The following is a 16,502-nucleotide window of genomic DNA, read 5'->3' as shown; positions in this document are numbered from 1 at the left end:
CGAAATGGAAAATGTGAAGGTAAACAAACCGACATTACTAACTGACGGTTGTATCTAATCCTGGGGGCAGGTCAATTTCAATTGATGCGTTAGGTTTTCTGTTAGACCACAAGCGCTGGTCATCACGTTTTTACGCGTAAAGTTTTATTCGCTGCTGCCGTTAATATGATCAATGGACTTCAGGAGTATTGCGCATGCTTCGCCCCACTTTTACTGGCTCTCTCGATCTTTACGCGTCCTCTTCCGCCAAAGGAGGGACTGCTCGTACTCAGGAAACCGCCCGCACCAATGAAACCGTTTACGCCACGCCTGCCAGCATCGTGACGCTCAGCCCACAGGCGAAAGAGTATTACGAAAATTTGCAGGAAAACCTCAATACGCTTAAACGTTTTACGCAGGAAAATGCGCAAAACAGCAAAGCGAATGCGCGCGCCAAACTTGAGGCATTGAAACGGGAAATCGCCCGCCTGAAAGCGCTGGCCATGTTGTTTGGCGGCTCCGGGGGCTACATTATGAAACAGCTCAAACAGCTGTCATCTCAGCTTGGACAACTCGCTTCGCAACTTGGGCAAAGTGATAACACCGGTTCAGGAACCAGTGCCGATGCTAACGCTTCTGGCGCAGCCCAGGCTTCTACTGGTGAAAGCGATGAATCTGCCGTAAAAGCGCAGGCGCAGGCCGCCTCTGACGCTGAAGTTAGCGACAAAGAAAATCCGACCGAAAAAGAGAAATCAGAAGAGGTCGCGGGCGTACAATCTACTATCGATAACGTTATCAATACGCTACAAAACGCCAGCCAGCGGCAGGAAGACGCGCGTTCGCTGAAAGAAGCGCTCCGGGAGCTAAAGTCGCTGCTGTCGCTGATTAAAAGCAAAATGCGTGAAGAGGGGAAAGCGTCTGGCAATGAGCGCAACGATATTGCCTCTGTTGAGCAGAATCTTAACGACAGTGGAAATGTCATTTCGCAGATGGAGCTAACCTCAGGAATTTAAGCGCGCGGGACCATGTCGTGAAATGCTGAATGTAGTGCGCGCTTATGCAACTATAGATATTTACTTTTGTCGTGTAACTTTCTGTTTTTCATTTATAAAGAATGTATTATGCGACACCATAAAACAGTGACTCCTGTTTTCTTTGATAAATTTAAATGTGTTGGCCCGGATTGTTTAATTTCCTGCTGCCATAGCTGGAAAGTATCCATCGATAAAAAAACGCACCAAAGCTATTTATCCTCATCTAACCCTATTATTGCGACTATCGCGAAAGAAAATCTGATTCCGGTGCATAACGGAAAACATGAATATTCGGTCATTAAATTGAATGAAGATAATCAGTGCCCGTTTATTGATGAAAATAGGCTTTGCATGGTTCATCGTGATTTAGGCGAAAAAGCGTTATCTCACACCTGTTCATCCTACCCGCGCGGCGTACGGAAATACGCCGATGAAATGCGTCTCTGCATGACTCTCTCCTGCCCGGAAGTGGTACGCCAGGTGCTTTTCGACCCACAAAGCATGCTGCTGCAAGAAAAAACAGCACTGATTATTCGATCAAAAGTGAAGCTACAGGAACAGCGAAAACCACGGGACCAGGTGAGCCAACTGGTCCATCTTTTCGCCTGGAATCTGGCTCAGGCGCAGAGCAACAATATTGAAGAAAATTTGATGGCTCTGGCGCAGTTTATTCTCTATCTGCAAATGCTCAACTTTGATCTGCAGAATAACCTGACTGAAGTGGAAAACTTTTATGCAGGGCTTAATGATGAATTACAGAATGGTCGAACGTTGCTTCGCGCGCAAAACAGCGCTCGCGCCGTCACTATGAAAGTAAACGCGTTAGCCGTGATGGGTACACATGTGGCGACATTTTCGTCGCGCGATCCGCTGATTTCGCAAGGGCACCTGCAAATTGCAGACTACCTGGCCATCACATCAGAGATGGGAACCAAAGAGCTGAGTGAGAAATTTACTGCTCTTGATCAGCAGTGGAAGCAATTGTGCAAGCATTCCTGCCTGGGCGAACCGCATGTATTGAGAAATTACTTGTTGTACAAACTCTATGAAAGCGATTTTCCCGGCACGAATACGGCGACAATCTTGCGGCAGTTTTATCGCATTGTTCTGGACTATTTTTATCTCAAAACGTTCCTCAGCGTACAGTCGCTGCATGTTGAGATAGACCCGCCGCTGGTGATGAAAACGATCGCCACTTTTTCTGAAAAAACCATGCATAACAGCACGATCAATAAAGGCATCGATACCGCGATCGATACGATCAACGGCGGTGACGATCTCTCCTGTCTGTTGCTGATCGGCTAACAACGCTAAGCCCCACAAAGACAAAACCGTTGGCAACGAAGAAGGTTTGCTGCTACGTTGCCAGCATGACTGTTAAATATTCACCCTATTTATTTATTGCGAGCATTATTCACACCGTCAATCGACCGGTGGGATAACGTTCGTCCATTTTCCCGCCAGCACGGCGGGGCCTTGCTGGCAGCAACCTGCGAGGTCATTTTATGAATGTTTGTTCCACTTATCCTGCAACACTGCATCTTCTGTGCGGCAAAATCGCATCGGGTAAATCGACGCTTGCCAGCGAGCTGGCAAAAACGCCATGCACGGTGGTGCTGCGCGAAGATAGCTGGCTGTCGCTATTATTTAAGGACGCGATGACCACCGTTGAGGACTATGTTTTCTACTCCGCTAAATTAAAATCCGCCATCAAGCCGCACGCCATCGCGCTGCTGGGTGCAGGTGTCAATGTGGTTCTCGATTTTCCTGCCAACACGCTGGCCAGCCGCCAGTGGATGATGTCTATCGTTAAGGAGTCCGGCGCGCCGCATTTGTTGCACTACTTGTCGGTTGACGATGAGATTTGCAAAGCGCGCTTACGTCAGCGAAATGCCGCAGGCGACCATGATTTTGCCGCCACCGACGAGCAGTTTGCGCTTATTACCCGTTACTTTGTCGAACCGACTGAACAAGAAGGGTTTCGTATCGTTCGTTATTGATAAAACGCCGGAGGGTGCGTAAAAGTAGAGCGGCTATGCTTACTTTTCCAACACCAAAAAGAACAGAGGCAATGTCATGGATAAGGAACTGCTGGACGCGGGTTACCGCGTCTATACGGGTGAAAAGATTGATGTTTATTTCAATACGGCGGTCTGTCAGCATGCGGGAAACTGCGTGCGCGGCAGCGCGAAGCTTTTTAACCTGAAACGCAAACCGTGGATCATTCCCGACGAAGTGGATGTCGCAACGGTGGTGAAAGTCATTGATACCTGCCCGAGCGGTGCGCTGAAGTACCGCCACAACTAAGTGAGAAAACCATGGAAATTCTGGAAGGCCACAACAAGTTTTATGTGAATGACGCCCAGGGAACGCAGGTTGCCGAAATCGTCTTCGTTCCCACCGGGGATCATTTAAGCATTATTGAACATACCGATGTCGACCCGAGCCTTAAAGGGCAAGGCGTAGGTAAGCAACTGGTCGCGCGGGTGGTGGAAAAAATGCGTGCGGAAAACCGTAAAATTATCCCGCTGTGCCCCTTTGCCAAACACGAATTTGATAATACACGCGAATATGACGATATCCGTGCGTAAATAAAAATACCGGCGCTGCCGGTATTTTCCCGTTCAACATCCTTCTGGTCTCTTCTCTTATTCGTGGCGATAGCGAATCAGCACCATCATCACCAGTGCCAGCGTGCTGAACGAAACCATATATAACGCCTGCGCTGCACCCCATTTTGCTGCCAGTAAGGCGGCAATCAGTGTCGCCACGGCGGCACAGCATGATTGCCAGCGCCATACTTTTGCCGTGGCGGTGGGAACGGCATCGGCATGAAAATTGTGCAACAGGCTGAATGTCCCGACAGCAAAGACCATATTAGATGCCAGATGCGCGGCAAAAATGATGAGCAGTGCAGTTTTAGGGTAGGACGTTAAACCCGGTAGCACACAGTAAGCCGCCAGAAAGGCCAGTAAACAGCCAACGAGATAACGGTTGTGGCTGGCATAGCGTTTGAGGTTATCGGCTTTTAGCAGCAGCGGGCCACAAAGCTGGCCCAGGCTGCGCGCAAAGATAAGCGGCAGCGCAAGGTCGGTGGCTTCCGCGGGACGCATTTGTTGTATCAGCGCCGGGAGCAGCGCCATTGCCGGTGCGCCAACGGCGGCAAGGGCAGGTAACAACAGCAAGCTGCGTTTTTGTATGACCGGTAAATGATGCCAGCGCAGCATCACCGTCTTTTTGGGGCGATCCTCATGGCTGACCGACGGCAGGTAACGTGCCGTGGCGCATAGCAATAGCGTAGAGAACACGAAGCTGATGGCATCGATGGACAGCAGCGTCATCGGTGATACCCGGTCAAAAAGGACAACACCGACGCCTGTGCCCAACAGCACCTGAGAGGCGAAAATCACCGTTTCCATGCTGGTCGCCGCAGGCAGTTCGTTTGCGCTTAAGCCCCGTTTAAAAACCAAGCTCATGGCAGGCCAGGATAAGCCGGTGGCAAATGCTTCGATCGATTGCACTGCAAGCAGCGCGGGAATGCTGTGCGCCAACAAACCGTAGCGGGGCAGAAGCAGCCCGGCGAGGCCAATCAGCTCACACAGCAACAGTAAACGCAGCGGCGAGACACGCCGACAACCGTATTCCCCTAATAAACTACCCAAAAAGCCGGGCAGCGTGGCCAGCATGTAGCTCAGCGTGAGCGTTGCCGGAGAGGCATGCCAGCGTAACAATTGACCAAGGATCAGGGTTTGCGTTAACCCATTGCCGATAGAAGAAAAAAGATAGGCACTACCAAACAAGCACAGCCAGCGGTGCTGGCGCAGCGCGCGCACCAGAACCATCAATAATGTGTTCATTGTCGACATTCTCACGTAAACAGAAAACCGCGTGCGGCATACAGCGCACGGTGCAAAGGTGTGTTCACAAAGAAAATGTCGTTACATTGGCGAGCCTGATGAATTGCAGAGACCTGTAAACGTAGCATCCCTTTTCGCGAAAGAGAAGCGGGCGGGCACATCCATGTATCCGTTGATCTTCATCATCTAAGCGATAAACAGGCTGAGCAGCAGAACCATACCTAAGCCGACCACTGAGTTAATTAACTCTAGCAGCCCCCAGGTTTTGAAGGTGTCTTTCATCGAAATGCCGAACGTCTCTTTAAACAGCAGGAAACCGCCGTCGTACATCAGCGTAATGGTGTTGCTGCCGCAGGCAACGGCCAGGCACATTAGTGCCGGGTTGAGGTGAAACGCGCTGACCATCGGCGCAACGATACCCGCCGAGGTAATGGCAGCGACGGCGCCCTGTCCGGTGAGAATGCGGATAATCGCTGTGATTATCCACGCCACAATGAACGGCGACAGCGGGACGTGACTCATAATGTCCACGATATGGTTGCCCACGCCGGAAACCACAATCACCTGTTTCAGAATGCCTCCGGCGCTGATGACAAACAGCACATTGGCGATTTTCGCTATCGCGTCGCTGGCGCAGTGGGTGACACCTTCCGCTGACATCCCACGCTTGATGCCAAGAAACCAGATTGCCGCCAGCGTGGCTAACAGCATGCTGATTTCCGCGCTGCCAAAGAAGGTGCAGACTTTTACCAGCTCCGAGCCTGCAGGCATTAATCCTTTGATAATTGATGCGACAATCATCAGCACCGCCGGGATCAGCGGGATCAGAATGCTGATGCTAAACGACGGCAGATCCTGCGCGGTTTTCTCTTCGACCGGTTTCAGCAGCGAAGTCAACGGAATTGCGTTAATACCCGGCAGGTATTTGGGCAGCAGAATGCCCGCGCAAAACAGCGCCGGGATAATCACTAAAATGCCGTACAGATAGACTTGCACGATGTCGGCGTTGAACGCACTGATGAGCGCCACCGGGCCTGGCTGCGGCGGGAAAAGGCTGTGTCCCATGGTCGCGCCAACCACGGTGGGCACCACTAATTTCATATACGGAATATTGGCTTTTTTAGCGATATTCAGCACCAGCGGCATGGCAATCAGAAATGCCACTTCATAAAACATGGCGATGCCAAAAATAACGCCGATAAACATCAGCCCGACAGAAAGAAAACGTGTTCCGCAGCGTTCAATGACGCTATCTGCAATACGCTGGCTGGCGCCGGATTCTGTCATGAATTTACCAATGATAGCGCCAAATATAATAATCAATGCAAGATGGCCGAGAATACTTCCAAGACCGTCCTGAATAACAGTAACAATTTTATCCAGTGGAATACCTTCCATAATCGCAACAAATATCCCTGCGATCAGTAAGGCGAAAATATTGTGGAATTTATATTTCAGATTCATAACGACCAGGAGTGCAATACCAACCAGCACCCAAAATAGCGCTAACAGCGGGGACATAGAGAATACCTTAGAGAATTGCCTTAAATGAAAGCCGGTGGAGCCACCGGCCTGAATGACATTTTATTAATGTTGTTTTTCGAGCGCTTCCCACAAGCCGTGCAGGTAGGTGACACCGAGGGCGCGGTCATAGAGCCCGTAGCCTGGACGCCCGGTTTCACCCCAGATAAAGCGGCCGTGATCGGGGCGGATATAACCATCAAAACCGTTATCATAAAGAGCTTTCATTATCTGGAACATATCCAGCGAGCCGTAGCGGGATAAATGTGCAGACTCATAAAAATCTTTATCTTTAATGAGCTTAATATTTCTTACGTGGGCAAAGTGAATGCGTTTGCGGCGAGTAAATTCTGCGAGGATTTGGTAGACATTATTATCCGGATCTTCAGCAATGGAACCGGTGCATAATGTAATACCATTGGCCTCTGAATCCACTGCATTACAAATCCAGTCGAGATCGTCGCGGTTTTTTACAATACGCGGCAGGCCAAAAATAGAATATGGCGGATCGTCCGGATGAATAGCCATTTTTATGCCGACTTCTTCACACACCGGAATAATACGTTCAAGGAAATACACCAGGTTTGCGCGCAATTTCGCGTCGTCGACATCTTTATATTTGGCAAACAATTCCTGCACTTTTGCCAGACGTTCTGGCTCCCAGCCGGGCAGGGCGAAACCGTTGGAATTCTCAAGTACCTCTTTTACGACTTCATCGAGAGTTTTATCGATGCCTTTTTTCTCGAACGCCATGGTGAGTGAACCGTCTGGCAGAACGTAGTTCATGTCGGTTTTCATCCAGTCGAAAACCGGCATGAAGTTATAGCAAATCACCTTCACGCCGACTTCCGCCAGGTTGCGAATAGTTTGCTGATAGTTGGCAATTAACTGCTCGCGGCTGGGCAGACCAATTTTGATATCATCATGAATGTTAACGCTTTCAATGACTTCCATCTTTAAACCGGCCTGATGTACCTGCCCGGCAAGCGCGCGGATTTTCTCTTTTGGCCACACGTCGCCAACCGGAACATCATAAAGCGCGCCAACGACACCTTCGACGCCGGGAACTTGCCGGATGTGCTCCAGCGGGATTTTATCTTCAACTGGACCAAACCAGCGCATTGTCATTTGCATGCTCATTACCACCTCTAAACGTTTTGCTTAACTACCATACTAGTATTGATAATAGTCGGATGGTAAGCGCATTTGTGCGATCCACTTCACACAAACCCCTTTGCCGGGAGCGAAACCCTGAGAAGCAAACAGATCAGCGCGTTAATCTGCTGATAACGTTTTACTGACAAATATTTTTAAAATAGTGCTTGCGCTGCCAAAGCAACCATGCGTTAATGCGTCGTCGGTTTGATAAATCATTATCTCCAGCAGTTCACTAAAGTCTTTCTCATCTCTAAGTACCTCCTTGCTACTTCTTTTTGGGTCTTCGCTTTACACTCTGATAAAAAATAATGTCTCAGACCATTACTGCCGCATTCGGCGAACAAAAAGAAGGTAACAAGAATGTCTACTAAAATGAACGGTATCGTTAAATGGTTCAACGCTGAGAAAGGCTTCGGTTTCATTACTCCGAAAGACGGCAGCAAAGATGTATTCGTACATTTCTCCGCTATCCAGAGCAATGCATTCCGTACTCTTGAAGAAAATCAAGAGGTTGAGTTTACTATTGAGAACGGCCCGAAAGGTCCGGCTGCGGCCAACGTGGTTCCGCGCTAAGGATTTAGAATTATTAATCATATTCATTTTCGCTGCCCGTGCTGCCACGGGTCGCAATACCGAATTTCCAGTTTTGATATGACTGAGAAAAATCCGGCAGGTGCCAAATGTATTTTTTGCAAATCAGCAATGACCACATTTGATAATATCGCCGCATTGGTTCAGGCCAGCAGCCAGGCACCACTGGAATTCCGTAAATAATAAAAAACAGGTCAGTTTTCTGACCTGTTTTTTTATTTTTAGCAATAAACTCCATTTGTTTCCGCGATATACACAACCCGCACCCGCATTACTCGTCCATTAACATAATCATTTTGATCGAACGGTTGCTGGTTAACTGCCAGGTCATCTGCCGGTAGTGCAGCTCGCCTTGTTGCGGGTGATGAAAAACGCGCTCGCCGCCCTCACGCACCACCACTTGCTGGCGCGACCAGAACGCGCGAAACAGTTCGCTATCATTACTCAGGCTCTGCACAAACTGGTTCAGCCCCTGGTCGTGCGGGTAGTGCATCGCGTCCGCGCGTAACTCGGCGACAATCCGGCTGGCGCGCGTTTCCCAGTTGGCAACCAGCGTTTGCGCCAGCGGATGGCGAAACATAAAACTCATCATGTTCGGTTGGGCGTCGTTATCCAGCCAGCCGCTGAACAGTGCCTCAGCGGGTTTATTCCACGCCAGCATATTCCACGTCAAATCCAGCAAATAACAGGGGCAGGCCATCTGATTCACCGTGGCCAGCACAGCAGGTTCGACAGTGATGACGTGCTCTTCCTGAGGATCGTTTTGCAATGCGAGATGAAACAAATATTTGCGCTCTGCGGCGGTCATTTTTAACACGCTGGCGATATTCGACAGGGTTTGCGGCGACACGACAATATCCCGCCCTTGCTCAATCCACGTATACCAGGTGGTACTGATGCCGCTGAGTTGCGCCACTTCTTCCCGCCGCAACCCACGCGTGCGCCGTCGCCCTTGCGCCGGCAAGCCAATATCCGCAGGCGCGGTGTTTTCCCGCTGCGATCGCAAAAAAGCGCCAAGGGTTTTCGGCCCGGCAAATAAGTTACTTTCCATGGGTGGTACTCGTTAATACCAGTATAAGTACACATATTGTACCCCTATAAACGCGGTCGTATAGTCGCCAAAGAGCAACTTTTTGTCGTGCTAAAAAAAGGAAAAAGAGAATGGCGATTAATCATCATGAGTTAACAAAAAAACAGTTTGGCGACCAGGCCGAGGCGTACCTGACAAGCCAGGTGCACGCGCAAGGCGTAGATTTAGTGCGGCTGGTCGAGTGGCTGAGTACTGATGCGGATGCCTCGCTGCTGGATTTAGGCTGCGGTGCCGGGCATGCCAGTTTTGCCGCCGCAGGTGTGGTGCGCGAGGTGACGGCGTATGACTTGTCGGAAAAAATGCTGGCGGTAGTGCGCCAGGCGGCGAGCGATCGTCAGTTACACAACATCACTACTGCACACGGCGCGGCGGAAAAGCTGCCCTTTGCCGACAATACCTTTGACGTGGTGATCAGCCGCTACTCGGCTCACCACTGGCATGATGTCGCGCTGGCGCTGCGCGAAGTAAAACGTGTGCTGCAACCCGGCGGGAAATTTATCCTGATGGATATTGCCTCGCCTGGCCGCCCGGTGCTGGATATCTGGCTGCAAACCATTGAAGTACTGCGCGATCCGTCCCACGTACGCAATTACTCTCCGGCCGAGTGGCTGCAAATGACGCAGCAAAGCGGCATGCTGGTTGAGAAGATGGTTTCTGATCGGCTGGCGCTGGAATATCACTCCTGGGTGGAACGCATGAACACGCCGGAGGTATTGCGCGCGGCGATCCGCTACCTGCAAAACCAAACCTCGGACGAAGTGAAAGCGCACTTTCTCATTGGCGACGATGGCTCGTTTACGTCCGACACGCTGATGTTTCAGACGCGCGCGTAAGCAAAACCGGTGCGCCCACCACGCGGGGCGCACCGGTTTCTTAGCCAATCGCGTTACCGATCACGTCACGAATGCGTTGGGCAATGTAGCCGACATGGGTTTCCAGCGCGAAATGCCCGGTATCAAGCAGTTCGACCACCGCATTTGGGTTATCGCGTTTATAAGCGTGCGCGCCTGGCGGGATAAAAAACGGATCGTGCTCGCCCCAGATAATCAGCGCGGGTGGCTGGTGGGTGCGGAAAAAGGCCTGAAACTCCGGGTAGCGCTTCAGGTTGTTGGCGTAATCGAGAAACAGATCCAACTGGATCGCTTTATTTCCGGGACGCTCCATCAGTAGTGTATCCAGTTGATAACCCTCCGGTGCGACAGTTTCAGGATCGCGTACGCCGTGCAGGTACTGCCATTTTGTCCCTTCCAGATTGAGGATCGCATCGTGAACGACCTGGCGATTTTCTGCGGTCGGTGCGTGCCAGTAAGCCTGAACCGGCGCCCATGCGTCGCCTAAACCGTCCAGATACGCATTGCCATTTTGCGAAATAAACCCGCTCACCCGCTGCGGATAATGCAGTGCCAACCGCAATCCGGTCGGTGCCCCGTAATCAAAAACATACATCGCGAAACGTTGCAAATTCAGCGCATCGACAAAGGCTATCAGCGTGTTTGCCAGCCCATCAAAGCTATAGCTGTAATCGCGTTCAGCGGGGACTTCGGTAAAGCCGAAGCCGGGCAGATCCGGGGCGATAAGGTGAAACTTATCTGCCAGTAGGGGGATCAGTTCGCGAAACTGATGCGAAGAGCTGGGAAAACCGTGCAGCAGCAGTAATACCGGGTTTTTCGGGTTACCTGCTTCACGGTAAAACACCTTCACGCCATCGGCGTCTGCATACTGATAACGAACCGGGAAATGCGTATTGGCAGTCATATCGTCACCTCTTTTGAAACCGTTAAAAATTAATTTATAGGGTTACTGCGACGCTGAGTATGGCGAAAGAATGTAACTGTGTAAAATGTATTTTATAGGTTACAATGTGCGGATGAATGAAAAACAGGAGAGAACAGCAATGACAGCAGCCACGTTACCCGGCGCGGAAGGCCCGTGGTTTATTGCCGAAGATCAGGCGCTGGATTTTATCAACACGCTGGCGATGGCAGAAAAATCGCCGCATGACTTTTGGCAGTCCGATGACGATGTGCGCCAGTGGCTACAGCATGTCGGGTTGCAGGTTAACGCGATGGCAAAGCCGGGAGAGTTGCTGGCTCAAGCGCGCCAGTTGCGCGCGTTGATTCGCCAGCTTGTCGAAGAGAAAAAGCACGGGCGGGAACTGTCGCTGGATGAGCTGAATGGCTGGCTGGCGCAGGCGCAAAGCCACTTACGCCTCGTGGTTGATGAACAAGGCTCGCTGCAAATGCAGCGCGTTTATCTGCTTGATACGCCGCAGCAAGCGCTGGCACCGGTCGCAGAACAGGCGGCAGCGTTGCTGGCAAACGGGCAGTTTGACTATATCCGCCAGTGCGAGCATCCGGATTGCACACTGTGGTTTTACGATAAGACCAAAGCGCATCGCCGCCGCTGGTGCAGCATGGCGTTGTGCGGCAACCGGGCAAAGGTGGCCCGATTCCGCGCCAAAAGTAATTAATCCGTGACCCAGGCATGAATAAGCCACGGTGACATAAATACTTTGGCACCATAGCCCTCGCGCAGTGCCTGCCCGAAAGTAAGTTTGCGCTTAAGTCGCTGTTATAAAATTGCTTAGGGTTAGAGGACTGATGAATCAATCTCTGCTGGTGCTGGTGCTGGTGCTGGTGCTGGTGCTGGTGCTGGTGCTGGTGCTGGTGCTGGTGCTGGTGCTGGTGCTGGTGCTGTTGCTGCGCCGTTACCTCGTTTATGGCGCAGGCCGCGCCAACGATTTGTCTACCCGCATATTTTTCCGGCAAAGCGGGTTTCGCCAATNTGCTGGTGCTGGTGCTGGTGCTGGTGCTGGTGCTGGTGCTGGTGCTGGTGCTGGTGCTGGTGCTGGTGCTGGTGCTGGTGCTGGTGCTGCGCCGTTACCTCGTTTATGGCGCAGGCCGCGCCAACGATTTGTCTACCCGCATATTTTTCCGGCAAAGCGGGTTTCGCCAATTGGAAATTCGCCAGGCACTGCCTCAGCACCGAAAATCAACAGGGTTGAGATTTCATCTCTCACCGCGACCAGCGTCTGTCACGCGATGACTCTTAGCGGTTTGCCGGGCTCCGCTGCGTAAAATTGTCGCTTTGCGGCATAGCAATATCGCCGCCAGATATAGCGTACAGGCACGGCATGTGAACGGGCAGCGGAAAACGGTGCATATCGAGGCGGGTTGTACTGGAACAGGCTCGCAGATGGCGTAGAAACGTAATTGAGGAAATGCCCGGCATGCCAGCGCCGCCGGGCAAATTACTGGCCTAGCGCGGGATAATGTTTTCCGCTTTCAGGCGATCAAACAGCGTGGCGAAGGAATCCAGCGTGCTGCGATAACCGGTAAACCCGGCTTTGCGGCTCTTGCTCATGTCGGCGAAGGCTTCCATCGGGCGACCGAGGTCGGCATCCGTATGCCACCAGGAGGCCAGTTTACCGATATCTGATTCTGCCAGTTGATACTTGCCCGCAATCTCCGTCCATGCGGCTTGCGCCTCTTGCATGCGTCCTGCCAGCGGCATCATGCTTGCCGGGAACGCGGCTGCTTCAATGCCGAAATAGGCTGCCAGCCGTGGCCATAACCAGTTCCAGCGAAACACATCGCCATTCACTGCGTTAAAATCTTCGTTCGCGCCACCGTCGCTCACTGCCGCCCAGCTCAGTTGCTCTGCCAGTAAACCGGCGTCGGTCACATCGGAGACACCATTCCACTGCTCAGGTGAGCCAGGGAAGATAAACGGCCACCCTTTTTCGCGGCATAACGTGGCGTAAACCGCCAGCGTCAGCCCCATGTTCATGGCGTTGCCGAGCGCATAGCCGATGATGCTGTGCGGGCGATGTACGCTCCAGCGGTAACCGTATTTTTTTGCCCCGGCGAACACTTCGTCTTCCTGGGCATAGTAGAAATTATCCACGTTCTGGCGACCCTGCTCTTCGCGAAAAGGTGTGACCGGCACATTGCCTTTGCCATAGGCTTCGAACGGGCCAAGATAGTGTTTCATGCCGGTGACCAGCGCGACATGCGCCCCGGCCAGGCGCTCGCCCAGCGCCTCAATGACGTTTTTCACCATCGCGCCATTAACGCGAATGTTGGCTTTTTCATTCTCCTGACGCGCCCAGACGCTAAAGAACAGCGCATCGGGTTTCTCGTTTTTCAGCGCCTCGTTGACTGCCGCCGCATCGGTTAAATCCGCCGTCAGGCTGGTGCAGCCTGTTGGAACCGCGCCGCGCCCGCGCGATAAGCCAGTGACCTGCCAGCCGTCTGCCAGCAGTTTTTCTGCCAGCGCCCGGCCAATCACGCCGCTGATGCCGACAATTAATGCTTTTTTCTGCATGAGATGTTCCTCTACGTTTTGTCTATCTCACAGGCTAATGGAGAATTAATTTCTTATCTCTGGTATTAATTCACACCATTCGCAACTTAAATTCACTAATGTCATGAGCGATCAACGTCTGAAAGATATCGTCCCCTTCGTTGCCAGTGTCGAAGAGGGGAGTTTTACCGCAGCGGCGGAACGCCTGCATCTGACCGGATCGGCGGTAAGTAAAAGCGTCGCCCGCCTCGAGGCGCGGCTGGGTTCGCGTTTACTGGAGCGAACCACGCGCCGCCTTGAAGTCACCGATGCCGGGAACGCGTATTACCAGACCTGCATTCGCATCCTGGAGGAGTTGGCGGAAGCCGAATCGGTGCTGGCGGCACACCGCACCATTCCCTCCGGGCGGTTGCGTCTCGCCGTGCCAAACACCTACGGGCGGCTGGGCGTGATGCCGCTGCTGATCCCGTTTTGTCAGCAGCACCCGGAAATTGATCTTAGCCTGACTTTCTCCGATCGTTTTGTGGATCTGTTCGATGAGGGGATCGATGTTGCTGTACGCATCGGGCAAACCGTCGATCTGCCCGTGTCGCTCGGATGCCGACAAATTGGCCGTGAAAAGATGGTGTTTTGCGCCGCGCCCGATTACCTGCAACGCGCCGGGACGCCACAAAATGAGGCGGAGCTGATGCAGCACCGGGCCATTCTTTATGAGCGAGTGGATGGCAGCACCAAGCCGTGGTTATTTACCACCGCCGACGGGCACCCGGAGTGGCGCAGCGTGCCGTATCGCATGGCGCTCGGCGATGTCGATGCGCAAGTTCAGGCGCTTTGCGCCGGGTTGGGCGTTGGGCAGATGCCGACCTGGCTGGTGCATGAGCACGTGCGGCGCGGCGAGTTGCAGGTGATTATGCCGCAATGCCAACCGCACGGGCTGGCGCTTACGCTGGTGTGGCCGCGCCGCAAGCAGCTATTACCAAAAGTGGACGCGTTACTGATGGCGCTCGGCGCGCTGGAGATCTCTCCGCCGCTTGCCGCACCAGCACTTGACCAATGACAAGGCGGGTGGGTAGGGACTCTCTTTATAATCAGCCCCGTTTCCCTTCTCACTGGTGTGATTTATGGCTTACCAACTCAACCTCAACTGGCCGGAATTTCTTGAAAAATACTGGCAAAAGAAACCTGTTGTCCTGAAACGCGCGTTCCCGGATTTTGTCGACCCGATTACGCCAGACGAACTGGCTGGGCTTGCGATGGAGCCGGAAGTCGATAGCCGCATTGTCAGCCATGTGAATGGTCAGTGGCAGGCGTGGAATGGCCCGTTTGAATCGTTTGATCATTTAGGCGAAAAAGACTGGTCGCTGCTGGCGCAGGCAGTCAACCACTGGCATATGCCATCAGCCGAACTGGTAAAACCGTTTCGCGTGCTGCCGGAGTGGCGTTTTGACGACCTGATGATTTCCTATTCCGTGCCGGGCGGCGGCGTTGGCCCGCATATCGACCAGTACGACGTGTTTATTATTCAGGGGATGGGCAGCCGCCGCTGGCGCGTGGGCGATAAACTGCCGATGCGCCAGTTCTGCCCGCACCCGGCGCTGCTGCATGTTGATCCATTCCCACCGATCATTGATGAAGATCTGGAGCCGGGCGACATCCTCTATATTCCGCCAGGATTCCCGCACGATGGTTTTACTCACCAGGAAGCGTTCAACTATTCCATTGGTTTCCGTGGGCCGAACGGCCGTGATCTGATCAGCAGTTTTGCTGACTACGCGCTGGAAAACGATCTCGGGAATGAGCACTACAGCGACCCGGATTTAACCTGCCGCGAACACCCGGGCCGGGTAGAAGCGTACGAGCTGGAGCGCGTGCGTAATATGATGATCGAGTTGGTTAGCCAGCCGGAGCATTTCAAACAGTGGTTTGGTAGCTTTATCTCCACGCCGCGCCACGAACTGGATGTCGCACCGGAGCCAGATGATTACCGCGTTGAGGAAATTGTCGATGCGCTAAAAGAGGGGCAGGTGCTGACGCGTCTTAGCGGTTTGCGTGTGCTAAACGTAGACGGCAGCGTCTTTATCAATAGCGAATATCTGGACACGGCCGATGCGCAAGCCGCTGATGCGCTGTGCCGCTACACCATTATCGGCCTTAAAGAACTGGGCAACGCGCTGGATAACCCGGCTTTTGCCCAGGAGCTGACCGATCTGGTGAATCAGGGTTACTGGTACTTCGACGAGTAAAATTTGCTCGTGTTTCCAGCAATAAAGTGACTGAGCATTTATGGTGTTCAGTCACTTCAAATCCCGTCAAAAATAAAATCCATCGCGTTGCGGATAACGTCGCGCTGCGCGCGCATACTGCAAACCTCTTCACCCAAAATCGCCAGGCTGACGCCTGCAAGATCGTGGGTCAGTAACAAATACGAGTTCCCTTCGATCTCCAGTACCGGATTTAACCGTTCAACCCGGCGGCGATCTTTGTAATCCGCCAGTGGGCAGAGCGGGATCACCACTCGCGAGTTCATGCTACCGATAATATCGCTCTGTACATCCAGCAGAAACGGGAAATCCCGGCTGTTACTTTTGTTCCGATAAACCGAATATTGCATGGATTAAAACTTCCTGTGTTCATCCGAGAAGTGGCCGCGTTCGGCAATAAATTCATTTAAATCGGCAATGGCGGCGGCATTTTCGCGCTTCCAGCGCTCAGCTGCCAGATTGCGCAGTTCACCTTGCAAGGCGGTCGCCAGCGTTTGCGAAAGGTTGATACCTTCTTTGCGCGCTTGTTCCAGTAGCTCGCGCTCGACGGTCACGCTGACATTTTGCTTGTTTCGCTGTTTAGTTGCAGTAGCAGGCATGACGTCCTCCTCCTGTGTATAGATGTGTGTAGTATACGCAGGTGTTTGCATGCCATCTAGCCAAAATTTGTACAATAACAATACGTGGCGGAGAAAAAGAATTGCCC

General features: G+C 52.4%; 19 protein-coding genes. 11 read left to right on the top strand and 8 right to left on the bottom strand.

Annotated features, from left to right (window positions below; translation table 11 throughout):
- The first annotated feature begins 194 nt into the window (after nucleotides 1–194).
- From ACFX4U_RS21480 to ACFX4U_RS21460, 5 genes are all read left to right on the top strand, one after another.
- Complete coding sequence (locus ACFX4U_RS21480; protein ID WP_313507381.1) at nucleotides 195–992, top strand: hypothetical protein; 798 nt, start codon at nucleotides 195–197, stop codon at nucleotides 990–992.
- A 108-nt stretch (nucleotides 993–1,100) separates the two neighbouring features.
- Nucleotides 1,101–2,318, top strand: a complete 1,218-nt coding sequence (fliB, locus tag ACFX4U_RS21475) for a flagellin lysine-N-methylase (RefSeq protein ID WP_313507382.1) — start codon at nucleotides 1,101–1,103, stop codon at nucleotides 2,316–2,318.
- 200 nt (nucleotides 2,319–2,518) lie between these two features.
- Nucleotides 2,519–3,013 (top strand): ATP-binding protein, encoded by a 495-nt coding sequence (locus ACFX4U_RS21470; protein ID WP_313507383.1) that lies wholly within the window; start codon nucleotides 2,519–2,521, stop codon nucleotides 3,011–3,013.
- A gap of 76 nt (nucleotides 3,014–3,089) precedes the next feature.
- Nucleotides 3,090–3,320, top strand: a complete 231-nt coding sequence (gene yjdI / locus ACFX4U_RS21465; protein ID WP_017457634.1) for a 4Fe-4S mono-cluster protein YjdI — start codon at nucleotides 3,090–3,092, stop codon at nucleotides 3,318–3,320.
- Between the two features lie 11 nt (nucleotides 3,321–3,331).
- Entirely contained in the window at nucleotides 3,332–3,604 is a 273-nt protein-coding gene (locus ACFX4U_RS21460; RefSeq protein ID WP_017457635.1) for a GNAT family N-acetyltransferase, read from the top strand.
- A gap of 57 nt (nucleotides 3,605–3,661) precedes the next feature.
- Here ACFX4U_RS21460 and ACFX4U_RS21455 read toward each other — a convergent pair whose 3' ends face one another.
- The 3 genes from ACFX4U_RS21455 to uxuA all read right to left on the bottom strand — a co-directional run bounded on the left by ACFX4U_RS21455 (nucleotide 3,662) and on the right by uxuA (nucleotide 7,525).
- Nucleotides 3,662–4,870, bottom strand: a complete 1,209-nt coding sequence (locus tag ACFX4U_RS21455; RefSeq protein ID WP_380218736.1) for an MFS transporter — start codon at nucleotides 4,868–4,870, stop codon at nucleotides 3,662–3,664.
- Nucleotides 4,871–5,056: 186 nt separating this feature from the next.
- Nucleotides 5,057–6,391 carry a gluconate:H+ symporter gene (locus ACFX4U_RS21450; RefSeq protein ID WP_349350424.1) on the bottom strand — a complete coding sequence of 445 codons (1,335 nt, stop codon included), beginning with the start codon at nucleotides 6,389–6,391 and terminating at the stop codon, nucleotides 5,057–5,059.
- 66 nt (nucleotides 6,392–6,457) lie between these two features.
- Nucleotides 6,458–7,525 carry a mannonate dehydratase gene (gene uxuA, locus ACFX4U_RS21445; protein WP_313507387.1) on the bottom strand — a complete coding sequence of 356 codons (1,068 nt, stop codon included), beginning with the start codon at nucleotides 7,523–7,525 and terminating at the stop codon, nucleotides 6,458–6,460.
- 384 nt (nucleotides 7,526–7,909) lie between these two features.
- On the opposite strand from uxuA, the gene cspA reads away from it, so the two are divergent.
- Together cspA and ACFX4U_RS21435 are read left to right on the top strand one after the other, a co-directional pair.
- Nucleotides 7,910–8,122: an RNA chaperone/antiterminator CspA gene (gene cspA / locus ACFX4U_RS21440; RefSeq protein WP_017457639.1), complete on the top strand. Its 213-nt coding sequence runs from the start codon at nucleotides 7,910–7,912 to the stop codon at nucleotides 8,120–8,122.
- Between the two features lie 9 nt (nucleotides 8,123–8,131).
- On the top strand, nucleotides 8,132–8,323 hold the full coding sequence (locus ACFX4U_RS21435; protein ID WP_071908221.1) for a cold-shock protein: 192 nt from the start codon (nucleotides 8,132–8,134) through the stop codon (nucleotides 8,321–8,323).
- 88 nt (nucleotides 8,324–8,411) lie between these two features.
- On the opposite strand, the gene ACFX4U_RS21430 is transcribed toward ACFX4U_RS21435, so the two are convergent.
- Nucleotides 8,412–9,191, bottom strand: coding sequence for a helix-turn-helix transcriptional regulator (locus tag ACFX4U_RS21430; RefSeq protein WP_313507388.1), 780 nt, complete (start codon nucleotides 9,189–9,191; stop codon nucleotides 8,412–8,414).
- Nucleotides 9,192–9,301: 110 nt separating this feature from the next.
- On the opposite strand from ACFX4U_RS21430, the gene ACFX4U_RS21425 reads away from it, so the two are divergent.
- On the top strand, nucleotides 9,302–10,063 hold the full coding sequence (locus tag ACFX4U_RS21425; RefSeq protein ID WP_313507389.1) for a methyltransferase domain-containing protein: 762 nt from the start codon (nucleotides 9,302–9,304) through the stop codon (nucleotides 10,061–10,063).
- 40 nt (nucleotides 10,064–10,103) lie between these two features.
- Here ACFX4U_RS21425 and ACFX4U_RS21420 read toward each other — a convergent pair whose 3' ends face one another.
- On the bottom strand, nucleotides 10,104–10,985 hold the full coding sequence (locus tag ACFX4U_RS21420; protein ID WP_313507390.1) for an alpha/beta hydrolase: 882 nt from the start codon (nucleotides 10,983–10,985) through the stop codon (nucleotides 10,104–10,106).
- Between the two features lie 139 nt (nucleotides 10,986–11,124).
- Here ACFX4U_RS21420 and ACFX4U_RS21415 point away from each other — a divergent pair, with 139 nt between their 5' ends.
- Nucleotides 11,125–11,700: an ABATE domain-containing protein gene (locus ACFX4U_RS21415; protein ID WP_313507391.1), complete on the top strand. Its 576-nt coding sequence runs from the start codon at nucleotides 11,125–11,127 to the stop codon at nucleotides 11,698–11,700.
- A gap of 788 nt (nucleotides 11,701–12,488) precedes the next feature.
- Here ACFX4U_RS21415 and ACFX4U_RS21410 read toward each other — a convergent pair.
- Nucleotides 12,489–13,556 carry an SDR family oxidoreductase gene (locus tag ACFX4U_RS21410; RefSeq protein ID WP_313507393.1) on the bottom strand — a complete coding sequence of 356 codons (1,068 nt, stop codon included), beginning with the start codon at nucleotides 13,554–13,556 and terminating at the stop codon, nucleotides 12,489–12,491.
- Nucleotides 13,557–13,659: 103 nt separating this feature from the next.
- Here ACFX4U_RS21410 and ACFX4U_RS21405 point away from each other — a divergent pair, with 103 nt between their 5' ends.
- Nucleotides 13,660–14,592, top strand: a complete 933-nt coding sequence (locus ACFX4U_RS21405; protein WP_313507394.1) for a LysR family transcriptional regulator — start codon at nucleotides 13,660–13,662, stop codon at nucleotides 14,590–14,592.
- 64 nt (nucleotides 14,593–14,656) lie between these two features.
- Nucleotides 14,657–15,778, top strand: a complete 1,122-nt coding sequence (locus ACFX4U_RS21400) for a cupin domain-containing protein (RefSeq protein WP_045512544.1) — start codon at nucleotides 14,657–14,659, stop codon at nucleotides 15,776–15,778.
- Nucleotides 15,779–15,834: 56 nt separating this feature from the next.
- Here the strand turns inward: ACFX4U_RS21400 and ACFX4U_RS21395 are convergent, their stop codons facing one another.
- Both ACFX4U_RS21395 and ACFX4U_RS21390 read right to left on the bottom strand, forming a co-directional pair.
- A complete protein-coding gene (locus ACFX4U_RS21395) occupies nucleotides 15,835–16,146 on the bottom strand; it encodes a CcdB family protein (RefSeq protein ID WP_160268776.1) in 312 nt (103 codons plus the stop codon).
- Nucleotides 16,147–16,149: 3 nt separating this feature from the next.
- A complete protein-coding gene (locus ACFX4U_RS21390) occupies nucleotides 16,150–16,395 on the bottom strand; it encodes a type II toxin-antitoxin system CcdA family antitoxin (protein ID WP_305735093.1) in 246 nt (81 codons plus the stop codon).
- Between the last annotated feature and the right edge of the window lie 107 nt (nucleotides 16,396–16,502).

This window comes from Kosakonia sp. YIM B13588, from assembly GCF_042788165.1.
Classification (GTDB): Bacteria; Pseudomonadota; Gammaproteobacteria; order Enterobacterales; family Enterobacteriaceae; genus Kosakonia; species Kosakonia sacchari.
The sequence above is the reverse complement of the archived record's forward strand: the minus strand, read 5'-3'. Positions and strand labels throughout refer to the sequence as shown.